The organism is Alteromonas sp. 5E99-2, from assembly GCF_017368475.1.
Lineage (GTDB): Bacteria > Pseudomonadota > Gammaproteobacteria > Enterobacterales > Alteromonadaceae > Alteromonas_F.
Genome location: NZ_JAFNJE010000004.1, coordinates 13,687 through 25,742 on the forward strand (window position 1 = coordinate 13,687; position 12,056 = coordinate 25,742).

The 12,056-nt window shown below is 40.1% G+C and carries 9 protein-coding genes; 5 read left to right on the forward strand and 4 right to left on the reverse strand.

Features of this window, described 5'->3' with window-relative positions:
- Window positions 1–2 precede the first annotated feature (2 nt).
- Together J3L16_RS05390 and J3L16_RS05395 are read right to left on the reverse strand one after the other, a co-directional pair.
- Window positions 3–722, reverse strand: coding sequence for a hypothetical protein (locus J3L16_RS05390; protein WP_207611877.1), 720 nt, complete (start codon window positions 720–722; stop codon window positions 3–5).
- Between the two features lie 434 nt (window positions 723–1,156).
- The gene (locus tag J3L16_RS05395) at window positions 1,157–1,969 is read right to left on the reverse strand and encodes a pyruvate, water dikinase regulatory protein (protein WP_207611878.1); all 813 of its coding nucleotides are present in this window, start codon (window positions 1,967–1,969) and stop codon (window positions 1,157–1,159) included.
- 225 nt (window positions 1,970–2,194) lie between these two features.
- Between J3L16_RS05395 and ppsA the strand changes: the two genes are divergently transcribed.
- Both ppsA and J3L16_RS05405 read left to right on the forward strand, forming a co-directional pair.
- Window positions 2,195–4,567 (forward strand): phosphoenolpyruvate synthase, encoded by a 2,373-nt coding sequence (ppsA, locus tag J3L16_RS05400; RefSeq protein WP_207611879.1) that lies wholly within the window; start codon window positions 2,195–2,197, stop codon window positions 4,565–4,567.
- A gap of 288 nt (window positions 4,568–4,855) precedes the next feature.
- Window positions 4,856–5,983, forward strand: a complete 1,128-nt coding sequence (locus J3L16_RS05405; RefSeq protein ID WP_207611880.1) for a DcaP family trimeric outer membrane transporter — start codon at window positions 4,856–4,858, stop codon at window positions 5,981–5,983.
- Here the strand turns inward: J3L16_RS05405 and J3L16_RS05410 are convergent.
- Complete coding sequence (locus tag J3L16_RS05410) at window positions 5,980–6,885, reverse strand: LysR family transcriptional regulator (protein WP_207611881.1); 906 nt, start codon at window positions 6,883–6,885, stop codon at window positions 5,980–5,982. The two genes, J3L16_RS05405 and J3L16_RS05410, sit on opposite strands and share 4 nt — an antisense overlap.
- A 182-nt stretch (window positions 6,886–7,067) precedes the next feature.
- On the opposite strand from J3L16_RS05410, the gene J3L16_RS05415 reads away from it, so the two are divergent.
- The 3 genes from J3L16_RS05415 to J3L16_RS05425 all read left to right on the forward strand — a co-directional run bounded on the left by J3L16_RS05415 (window position 7,068) and on the right by J3L16_RS05425 (window position 11,703).
- Window positions 7,068–8,747, forward strand: coding sequence for an L-lactate permease (locus J3L16_RS05415; RefSeq protein ID WP_207611882.1), 1,680 nt, complete (start codon window positions 7,068–7,070; stop codon window positions 8,745–8,747).
- Between the two features lie 19 nt (window positions 8,748–8,766).
- Entirely contained in the window at window positions 8,767–10,476 is a 1,710-nt protein-coding gene (dld, locus tag J3L16_RS05420; protein WP_207611883.1) for a D-lactate dehydrogenase, read from the forward strand.
- Between the two features lie 78 nt (window positions 10,477–10,554).
- Window positions 10,555–11,703: an alpha-hydroxy acid oxidase gene (locus tag J3L16_RS05425; protein WP_207611884.1), complete on the forward strand. Its 1,149-nt coding sequence runs from the start codon at window positions 10,555–10,557 to the stop codon at window positions 11,701–11,703.
- 58 nt (window positions 11,704–11,761) lie between these two features.
- Here the strand turns inward: J3L16_RS05425 and J3L16_RS05430 are convergent, their stop codons facing one another.
- Window positions 11,762–12,055: a YfcL family protein gene (locus J3L16_RS05430; RefSeq protein ID WP_207611885.1), complete on the reverse strand. Its 294-nt coding sequence runs from the start codon at window positions 12,053–12,055 to the stop codon at window positions 11,762–11,764.
- Between the last annotated feature and the right edge of the window lies 1 nt (window position 12,056).

A 12,056-nucleotide genomic window follows, 5' to 3' on the forward strand; every position in this document is an offset into this window, starting at 1 on the left:
GGTTATCTGCTACCTGTGTAATGGATCATGTTTTTCCAATCCACAATCACTCGACCCGAACCATTAGTTAAACGGTAAGCACCTACTTTTCTATATTGTTCTTCTTCACCGCCACCGCTAACAGTTTCTTGCCATATAAGTGTGTTGTTTGCGTCGAAAAGCTGTGCAATTTCAAAAGTGCCATCTCTAGTGTCACTGAAAGTACGTAAGTGTAAGCGATACCAAGTGTCTAACTCTATTTCCACAGTATCAAATCGGCTATAACCGTTATTCGCTTCAGTGGTATCCCCTTGTACGCCGAATACATATTCACCATCTTCTTGTCTTACTTGGTAAATAGAAAACACGCCTTCAGAGCCCGTTTGGTCATCGTGAGTTTGTGCTACAGATACACGGTTGAAGTTTGGTTGTTCTGAACTGATTCTGAAATTGCCAGAAAATCTATGTAAGCCTTGTCTACGTTCAAATTGAAACTCTTGACGTTGTAACTCCGCAGTACTTGAAGTTGAAATTTCAAATTGAAATAACCCTCTATCGTTAGTTGCACCACTGGTACTAGGTGTGCGCCCTCTGCCATCTTTGTCTTGGCTGGGTGAGTTACTCGTGTCAACAGTCCATTCGACATCTGAAAAGCTCTGCGCTGAAACACCAGATATTGATGCTGCAATTAACGAACAGGCTACAAACAGATTTTTAAACTTACTTTGATTCACGTACTTCATAACTTTACTTCCTAACGAGGGTATAAATGAGTGGAAACGTTTCCACGATTAAGTAACGTTTTGTCAAAACCACTTCAACAAAAGCAACGTAATAATAACATTTACTTTTTAGTAACAAACCCTACCCACTAGGATTGTTATTATTTCGTTAAAAGTTAAAATTTGTAGGCAATTCGCAATAACAATATAAACACATGATAAATAACGAATTTAAAAAAATAATATAGTGAAAATAAAAAACTTACCTTTCAAGTCGTGATAAAAAAGTGAGATTTAACTTATTGATAAATATCGATTATTTGTTCAAAAAACTAACAATTATCATTTATTGTTAAAAATTTAAACAATATTCCTATCCCGAATGCTAACTAACCTGAACCCAGCTTAAGTATTCGTGCAAGTGTTTGTTTGAAAGTGCTAATTTTTAATACGCCCTAATAATGCTGTCTTTGTAACCCTGTTTGAGTCAATATTTTGGCCGACATCTCTTCGATGGAATAAGTAGTACTATTAAGAAAAGGGATATGTTCCTTACGATATAAGTTTTCTACTTCTCTCAGTTCCATTTTACATTGACGAAGAGAAGAATATTTACTTTGAAACCTGCGCTCTGAACGAATTTGATGTAGCCTATCTGCATCTATTGTCAGTCCAAACAATTTGTGTTTATAGCTTTTCAAACTCAAAGGTAACTTCAATATGTCTCCCATATCTTCTTCTGTAAAAGGATAATTCGCCACTTTAATCCCGTACTGTAATGCAAGATATAAGCTAGTAGGCGTTTTTCCAGACCGAGAAACCCCAATCAAAATCACGTCGGCGTCATCATAATTTTTTAAACTAGAACCGTCGTCATTCGCTACGGCATAGTTAACTGCATCAATCCGAAAATCATAGGTCTTTTCGTGAATACTGTGAGTTCTATGCTTAAGAGGCTTTGATGCTAGCCCTAGCTCCTCTTCCAATGAAGCAACATAACGATCTAAAAAACTATAATTGATACCCACAGATTTAGAAATTATCAAACTCACTTCTACATTGACGATAGTGTAAAAAACTAATGGCCTTTCGCCCGATTCTTTATAAGAGACTTCAATTTCCCTCAGCACAGCTTCAGCTTGTTCTGTTGTTTCTATAAATGGCAAAGTGATATGTTTAAATTCTACGGTAAACAATGACAACAGAGCATGACCAAACACTTCGGCAGTAATCGCAGTTCCATCTGATACGTAAAACGCTGACCTCATAACATCTCCTTAACAATGTCGTAATTTAATTACAGTGAAATTTTAAATTTTACTTTCATATTAAGCTCAATTTATGATTACGCCTCAAAAGCTAGACTTATATAAAAGCCATATTCTTTTGAAAAACAATGATCTTGAAAACAAACCAAGAAAATGAAAGAAATTTGTAAACTTACTTTAATACAAACAACATTATTGATTAAATAACGTTTTGGAGCAAAGCACGTGTTGAATTACACTTTATGGTATCAAGACTTGGGAATGAATGACATTGGCCAAGTTGGGGGTAAAAACGCATCACTAGGGGAAATGATTTCGAACCTAGCAAATGCAGGTGTTGAAGTCCCTGGTGGTTTTGCAACCACTGCCGATGCCTTTAATGAGTTTTTGCAAACTACTGGCGTAGAAGACAAAATATACTCATTACTCGATTCCCTTAATGTCGATGATATAAGTGCCCTAGCCGCTGCCGGCGCTAAAATCCGTCAATGGATTATTGAAACCCCTTTTCAAGAAGCGTTTGAAAAGGCGATCCGAACCGACGTTTTCCGTTTGCAAGAGGGAAATAGTTTAGATATGTCTTTTGCTGTCCGTTCTTCCGCTACCGCCGAAGATATGCCTGACGCTTCATTTGCAGGCCAACAGGAGACATTTTTAAATGTAAAAGGGGTTGATTCCATTCTTATTGCTATTAAGCACGTGTTTGCGTCTCTTTTTAATGATAGAGCGATTTCTTATCGCGTTCACCAAGGCTATGACCATAAAGGTGTTGCACTATCAGCAGGTATTCAACGAATGGTTCGCAGTGACCTAGCGTCTTCAGGTGTCATGTTTTCCATCGATACTGAATCTGGTTTTGAAGATGTCGTATTTATTACGTCTTCTTATGGTTTGGGTGAAATGGTAGTCCAAGGAGCTGTAAACCCAGACGAATTTTACGTACATAAACCTACGTTAGCCGCCCAGCGGCCAGCCATTGTTAGGCGTAATCTTGGCAGCAAATTAATAAAAATGACTTACTCAGATAACCTAGAGCATGGCAAACAAGTAGAAATTGTCGACGTAGCTAAATCTGACAGTGATCAGTTTTCGTTGACCGACGACGAGGTACAGGCCTTAGCCCGTCAAGCTAAAATTATTGAAAATCACTATCAACGTCCTATGGACATTGAGTGGGCGAAAGACGGCAATGATGGCAAGTTATACATTGTACAAGCTCGTCCTGAAACTGTGCGCAGCCGTGAAAAATCTCAATTTATTGAAAACTTCAAACTGAATGGTTCAGCTAAAATCATAACAGAAGGTAGAGCAATCGGTCACAAAATTGGTGCAGGCCAAGCAAAAGTACTCTCATCTATTGATGAGATGAATAAAATCAACGCTGGCGATGTTTTAGTAACCGACATGACGGATCCCGACTGGGAGCCTATCATGAAGCGGGCTTCAGCAATCGTGACAAACAGAGGCGGCAGAACGTGCCACGCCGCGATTATAGCTCGTGAAATGGGCATTCCTGCCGTTGTCGGCTGTGGAAATGCAACCCATTTAATTAAAACGGGCGATACGATCACCGTATCCTGTGCTGAAGGTGATACCGGCTTCATTTATGACCAACAACTGGATTTCGAGGTAGTAACATCTCGTATTGATCAAATGCCAGAGATGCCCCTAAAAGTCATGATGAATGTGGGTAATCCTGATAGAGCATTTGATTTTTCGCGTTTACCTCATAAAGGCGTTGGTCTCGCCCGCTTAGAGTTCATCATTAACCGAATGATTGGAGTACACCCAAAAGCATTATTAGAATATGACAAACAGCCCGTTGATATAAAAAAAGATATTGACGAAATGATGGCTGGATATCCATCCCCAGTCGAATTTTACATACAAAAATTAGTTGAAGGTATTTCAACTATCGGCGCAGCTTTTTCTCCTGAAAAAGTCATTGTTCGTCTATCTGATTTTAAGTCGAATGAGTACTTTAATCTCGTTGGAGGGAATCAATACGAACCTCATGAAGAAAACCCAATGCTAGGTTTTCGCGGCGCTAGCCGCTATATTTCAGCCGATTTCAAAGCCTGTTTTGCACTGGAATGTGAGGCAATAAAGCGAGTTCGTAATGATATGGGGCTCGTCAATGTAGAAATCATGGTTCCTTTCGTTAGGACACTGGATGAAGGCCGTCAGGTGATCAAACTCCTTGCTGAACACGGTTTAGTCAAAGGAGAAAATGGACTAAGAGTAATCATGATGTGCGAGCTTCCATCTAACGCCCTTTTGGCCGATCAATTTTTAGATATTTTTGATGGATTCTCAATTGGCTCAAATGATATGACCCAGCTGACACTTGGTCTAGACAGAGATTCCGGCCTCATTGCTCATTTATTTGACGAAAGAGATCAAGCTGTAAAAGTGTTACTTTCCATGGCTATTAGCGCAGCTAAAAAACGAGGGAAATATGTCGGTATATGTGGACAAGGTCCTTCAGATCACAGCGATTTCGCAGCTTGGTTAGTTGAGCAAGGCATTGATACTGTTTCATTAAACCCAGACACAGTAGTTGAAACCTGGCTGTATCTTGCTAATGCATTAAAATAACCCCTCAAAGGCTGCGTATTTCGCAGCCTTTTTACGAAATACGCATAAACACAGACACTAAAGCTTCTCAGATTCTAACTAGGTTAAATCTATTCAACCCACACACAAAAAGTAATCCACCCTGTAATATTCCAACAAAACTTACAGCTTTTGATCAATTTGACCTAAAAAAACAAATTCATTATGTCACTTAAAGAAAAAGTGATTGTACTGTATGTCTATTTTTTATTAATAAACTAGACTTTAAATTACTGCACCAAACCAATGTTAATTAAATGTAGGAAAAAAATGAAAAAAACAAACACACTGACAACACTAATTTTACTTGGTACATCTTTACTCAGTTTTAATGCACTTTCAGCAATAGAGTTACTCGACAAAAGTAAAAACTTACCGGATACCCATGTTTCGGTATCAGGTTACCTAAAAGTTGATGCAAGACATGTAAACGGAGATGTGGGCTATCAGGATTATTGGGTTGCCAATATTCCTGGTGGAGAGGCCATTGAAACATCTACCACCGCATTTAACTTTAGAGAGTCTAGATTAGGAATTAAAGGGAGCCACAAGGACGTTTCAGGTTATGTGGAAATTGATTTTTATGGTGGCGGCGGTAACGAGATTGTATCAAATTCAACGACCCCTCGTATTCGCCATCTGTTTATCGAGTATAAAAATTGGAAGGTTGGTCAAACCTGGACCACATTTATGCCGCTTGCTGCTATACCTGAAACATTGGACTTTGGAGGGCCTCACGTTGGTGAAGCGTTCATTAGACAAACTCTAATTAGATACACCAATGGACCTTGGCAATTTGCGATAGAAAACCCTGAAACTAACGGCGATGGAGACAATGGTTTTTCCTCAAGTGCGGTGGGGCTGACCGGCACAGATGCTGATCCTGATGAGTCCATTCCCGATTTTATCGGCCGCTATAATCACGATGCAAAATGGGGAAGATTAACATTTGCAACGCTTTTTAGGATTATTGATCAAGGTGGATTAGACGAAACAGCTTTTGGCTTCAACGTATCTGGAAAAATAAAAACGTTTAAAAAAGATGACCTGCGCTTTCAAATCAATCACGGCGACTTAGGACGATATGTCTCTGCTGGTTTAACTCCTGATATTGTCGTTAATCCAACCACCAATGAGACTGAGGTTGAAACAACAACGGCTTTTACAATCTCTTACCGACACTTTTGGACTGAAACCATGCGAACGACCGCTTTCTATGGTTCAGGACAAACGGATATATTAGATAGAAAACGCAATCATTGGGGAATCAATTTGATTGAAGATATTACGCCATACCTTAATATTGGGGCCGAGTTTGGAAACTACTCCGTTGATGATGCAGCCATAGAAGACATAGATTCTAACTACTTTCAGTTATCAGCGAAGTTCACGTTTTAATAGAAGTATTCTTTTTTATTTTGGAAGGCTGTTCTGAAATGTTCAATCAGCAATTTTAGTTTTTTATCAGGCTGACGAGTTCTTGGGTGTACAGCAAAAATACCCAATCGCTTGTTAGCGTGCTTTTCCAGTATCTGAATTAAGCGACCTGATACTAAGTCTTCATGCACTAGCACTCTAGGTAAATAAGCAATACCTAAACTAGCCAGTGATGCTTGTCGCAATCCATCTAAATTATTAGTATTAAAGCGCCCCTCAACTTTTACATCTTGCGCCACACCGTCAACTTGGAATTTCCACAATTCAGCATTTTTCCCATCATATCGATAAACCAAACAATGCCTATTTTTTAGTTCTTCTGGTAACTCAGGTACTCCATGTAAACGCAGATACTCGGGGCTTGCACAAACGATCCATTGAGAATCAATGAGGCGTCGAGCAATAAGGGATGAATCTTCTAAGTGGGCAGTTCGAATAGCGAGATCATAACCATCACCAATAAGGTCCACAAGATGGTTACTTACTGAGAGTTCAATATTAACTTTTGGGTGAAGTTGACAAAACGTGGCAGCGGCAATGTTAAGAACGATTTGAGCCGATACAGCAGGTACAGTAACCTTTATTGTACCTTTTAATTCATTTGCATAACCTGTTACCGCATCTTCTGCATCTTGAAGCGCTAATTTCGCCAGTCTTGCTTTACCGTATAAAGCTTGACCAGCATCAGTCAAACTTAACTTACGTGTAGTACGATAGAGTAATTGTATATTAAGGGCTTTTTCTAATCTTCCAATACGTTTACTTACAACCGAGTTGGTTAACTCCAACTTTTCTGCAACTTTGGAAAAAGATCCATCATCTACAACATGCACAAATAAAAAAATATCATCTGCTTTAACCATAAAACACCTCAATTATAGCAAAAAAAGAAAAAAACAATGTCTTTGATGAATGTATATCAATAGCCAAAGCAAGTGTAAAGTTGATTTCACATTGATTTAACCCATTTTTAACATCATTGTTAGTTCAAAATTGAAACAAATCAATTGTTTTGCTCATCTGAATTAACTGCCAGGAGATGATTATGAACCATACACTGGGACTTTTAGCTTTATTCCCAATAGCCTTATCGGCAATACTATTACTCGGACTACAATGGTCAGCGAGAAGGTCCATGCCTATAGTGCTAGCCGTCACGATAATAATGGCTTTGTTCGTTTGGGAAATGTCCGTAAGCAGAGTTACTGCGTCAATATTACAAGGTTTAATCATTACAGTATCGGTATTATGGATCATCTTTGGCGCGATTGTTCTACTCAATACGCTTAAATACACAGGTGCCATTCAAGTTATACGAATGGGTTTTACTCGAGTGTCGCCGGACCGAAGAATACAAGCTATCATTATTGCATGGTGCTTTGGAACCTTTATTGAAGGCGCGTCCGGATTTGGTACTCCCGCAGCTATTGCTGCACCACTCATGGTTGCCATTGGTTTTCCAGCCTTAGCTGCTGTACTTATGGGTATGATGATTCAAAGTACTGCTGTTTCATTTGGAGCTGTAGGTACCCCCATAATAATAGGTGTAAATAAAGGTTTAGACACAACAGCTATTTCTGCAACCTTGCAAACACACGGCAGTAATTGGGAGCAATTTCTTCAATTGATCACAACTGAAGTTGCCATTATTCACGGTATTGTAGGTACTTTCATGCCTCTTTTAATGGCTATAATGTTAACCCGCTTTTTTGGCAAAAATAAAAGTTGGAAAGAAGGCTTTGAAATTTTACCATTTGCGATTTTCGCAGGCTTAACTTTCACCATTCCTTATGCCCTAACCGGAATATTTCTTGGTCCTGAATTCCCCTCATTAATGGGAGGTTTAGTCAGCATGACTATCGTAGTTAATGCCGCAAAAAAAGGCTTATTCGTGCCCAAAACAGTGTGGGATTTTCCGAAGAAAAGTGAGTGGTTAGAAGGGTGGACTGGTAATTTAGAAACTAGAAATGACGACATCCCTGTAAACAGGAACCTATCTCCTGTAATCGCTTGGATGCCTTATCTTATCGTAGCGGCGTTATTAGTGTGCTCGCGCGTCTTTGTCGACTTTAAAGCAATACTTACAGGTGTAACTCTAAACTTCACCGATATATTTGGCGAAGCGGGTATTAATGCAGGGTTTAGTCCGCTGTATTTACCTGGAGGTATATTAGTAGTTGCTGCGCTCGCAGCAATTATGATGCAAGGTAAAAAAGGTAAAAAGTTATCAATATTCGGCAAGGCCACAGGCGATTCATTTAAAACTATTATGGGAGCAGGTTTTGTTCTAGTGTTTACTATTCCTATGGTTCGCCTATTTATTAATTCTAGTGTCAATTTAGCAGACTTACCCAGTATGCCTGTTGCGGGCGCCGAATTATTTGCTTTTATTTTTGGTGATGCCTTCCCCTTAGTCAGCCCCTCTATTGGTGCATTAGGCGCATTTATTGCGGGTTCCAACACAGTATCGAATATGATGTTTAGCCAGTTTCAGTACGAGGCAGCTCTAACTTTAGGTATTACCCCTGCCCTTATGGTTGCAACGCAGGCCGTTGGTGCGGCAGCTGGCAACATGATCGCGATTCATAACGTAGTTGCAGCTTCTGCTACTGTAGGTTTACTCGGTCAAGAAGGAGCAACATTAAGAAAAACAATTTTACCCACTTTATACTATGTTGTTACTGCGGGTGTTATCGCGCTAATAGCACTAGCCGTTGTAAGGTAGAGAGGAAGAGAATTAAACTATGACTGTATCAAATTATTCCTTGATTAATGATTTCGAAGTACTTCTAGGTAAGGACAAAGTAGCAACAGGAAAACGCAATACCGAACATTTCGTTACAGGATGGCGTTCAGGCAAAGGTGAAGCCCTTGCGGTTGTATTCCCCCAAACGCTTTTGGAGTTTTGGCAAGTACTTAAACTTTGTGTTAATGCGGATTGTATTATGGTTATGCAAGCTGCAAATACCGGCTTGACTGAAGGGTCGACACCCAGTGGGTCTGATTACGACAGAGACGTAGTTGTCATTAACACCTTGGCCATGAGCAAACTAATTTTATTGGATGAGGGAAAGCAAGTAATTAGCCTACCTGGAACCACACTCCACACACTAGAAAAAGCACTCAAGCCGTTAGAACGCTCTCCTCATTCAGTTATTGGTTCGTCGTGTCTTGGTGCATCTATCGTTGGTGGCGTTGCAAATAACTCAGGGGGAACTCTAGTTAAACGAGGACCTGCGTACACAGAACTATCTGTCTACGCTTGGGTAAACGCGAAAGGTGAACTCAAGCTAGTTAACCATTTGGGTATTGAATTAGGCGACACTCCAGAAGAAATACTAACCAATCTGGAAAATGAAATATTCAACAATACTGATATACAATATGACACTGGCAAAGCATCGGCAACGGATTACGTAGACATACTACGAGACGTAAATGCCAATACGCCAAGCCGCTTTAACGCCGACCCAAACCGATTATATGAAGCTAGTGGTTGTGCGGGGAAAATAGCGGTATTTGCAGTGAGATTGGATACGTTTTCCAAACCTAAAAAAGAGCAGAGTTTTTACATAGGGACTAATTCACCAAAAACCTTAGCTAAAATTCGAAAAGATATTCTAAGTTCCTTCAAAGCCATGCCCGAAGTGGGTGAATATATGCATCGAGATATTTTTGATGTTGCGCAAGATTATGGCAAGGACACCTTTTTAAGTGTGAAACACTTAGGCACGGATCAACTCCCTAAAATGTTTGCAATGAAAGCGAAAATAGATGTGGTACTGAATCGGGTACCATTTTTACCCAATTACATCACCGATCGTTTAATGCAAGGGATTGCAAAGCTATTCCCTCAACATTTACCTGAAAGAATGCTTCAGTTTCGTCATCAGTTTGAACATCATCTTATTCTTAAAATGAGCGATGACGGAATTGAAGAAGCCCGAACTTTTTTAAGCCAATTTTTCGCAGAAGCCCCCTCTTCCGGCAGCTACTTTGAATGTGAGCCAGATGAAGCAGAAAAGGCATTTTTGCATCGTTTTGCCGCCGCTGGAGCAGCAATTCGTTATCAAACTCTTAACGAAAATAAAGTAGGCGATATCCTTGCTTTAGATATAGCACTGCGTCGGAATGACGCCGATTGGGTTGAACAACTTCCCGAGGATATCAACCGTGATATAGATAAACGTTTGTACTATGGACATTTTTTCTGCCACGTTTTTCATCAAGACTATGTATTGAAAAAAGGTGTCGATGCCATGGCTGTCAAAAAGAAGATGCTAACGTTGTTAGATAACCGAGGTGCCAAGTACCCCGCTGAACACAATGTAGGTCATGTATACCAAGCAGAACCTGCCCTACAAAACTTTTATCGTCAGCTAGACCCAACAAATAGCTTTAATCCCGGTGTGGGCAAAATGGAAAAGCACAAGCGTAACTGCGCATGTTGTTAGTGTCGCAAATTAGACGATTGTAAAACTCTATATCAAGGTGTTTGTTCGCCTTAAAACGCTCCAAAATACAGGTTTAAAATGACAAGATTAAAAAATTGCCACAATTTTCATGATTTTCGAACATTGGCAAAAAAGCGATTACCCGGTCCAATATTTCACTATATCGATGGTGGTGCTGATGACGAATCAACGTATCGACGCAATACTGCAGCGTTTGAAAGTTGTGATTTAGTGCCTAGCGTACTGGCTGGTGTTAAAGATGTGGATCTATCTGTCACTGTAATGGGACAAAAATTAGACATGCCCGTCTACTGTTCACCAACAGCATTACAACGTTTGTTTCATCACCAAGGCGAACGGGCTGTAGCCAATGCCGCAGAAAAATTTGGAACCCTATTTGGAGTTTCATCATTAGGTACAGTAAGCATTGAAGAGATAGCCAAACAAATCAACTCGCCTCAAGTCTATCAGTTTTATTTTCACAAAGACCGCGGATTAAATAGAGCTATGATGCAACGTGCAAAAGAGGCTGGTGTACAAGTTATGATGCTAACCGTTGATTCTATTACTGGTGGTAATAGAGAACGGGATTTACGCACGGGGTTTTCTATTCCTTTTCAATTGAACCTCAGCGGTATATTACAATTTTTAATCAAACCCATGTGGGGCATCAATTATGTCACCCACGAAAAATTCAGACTACCACAATTAGATGAGCACATTGATATGAGTGGAGGCGCAACGTCAATTGGCGATTACTTTACTAATATGCTTGAGCCATCTATGAACTGGGATGATGTTGCCGAAATGGTGAAATTTTGGGACGGAGAGTTCTGTTTAAAAGGTGTAATGAGTAGAGAAGACGCCCGTCGTGCTGTGGATATTGGCTGTACAGGGATTGTCATATCGAATCATGGAGGCCGCCAACTAGATGGTTCACGTAGCTCCTTCGATCAACTTGCAGAAATAGTCGAGGAAGTCGGAGATGAAATTGATGTTTTGTTTGATAGTGGAGTGCAACGCGGAACTCATGTTTTAAAAGCGCTCTCTCTTGGCGCAAAGGCAGTCGGTATTGGACGAATGTATCTATACCCCCTCGCAGCCGCAGGTCAATCAGGCGTAGAAAGAGCGCTTGGACTAATGAGAGCTGAGATTGAAAGAGACATGAAGCTAATGGGAAAAACATCAATCGACCAGCTCTCAAGTGATAACCTACGCTTTAGGTAATAGCCCGCGTACTATTTTGAGTACAAGCCACTAACAGCTGTTAAAATCAATGTGGCACTTAACTATTATTGCTTCCATTTAAGTCGCCGACTAGGGACTGCCATAAGGCTAAAACTCGTTTTTGATCGCCGCTTTCTAGTTCATTATTGTCAAACGCACTGTGCAAGCTGGATAGTACCTTTTCATTGAGTAAAGGCAGTGACGCGCCTGGCTCAACTTCCATTGGTTTAGCAATCACCGCGACATGACCTTGTAAGTAACTGGCAATAAAAAGTTCTTCGTCAGTTCCCGTATCTACCACACTATCCAGCGCCGATTCCAACGCCATTACTTGATTTAAAAATACAGCCATA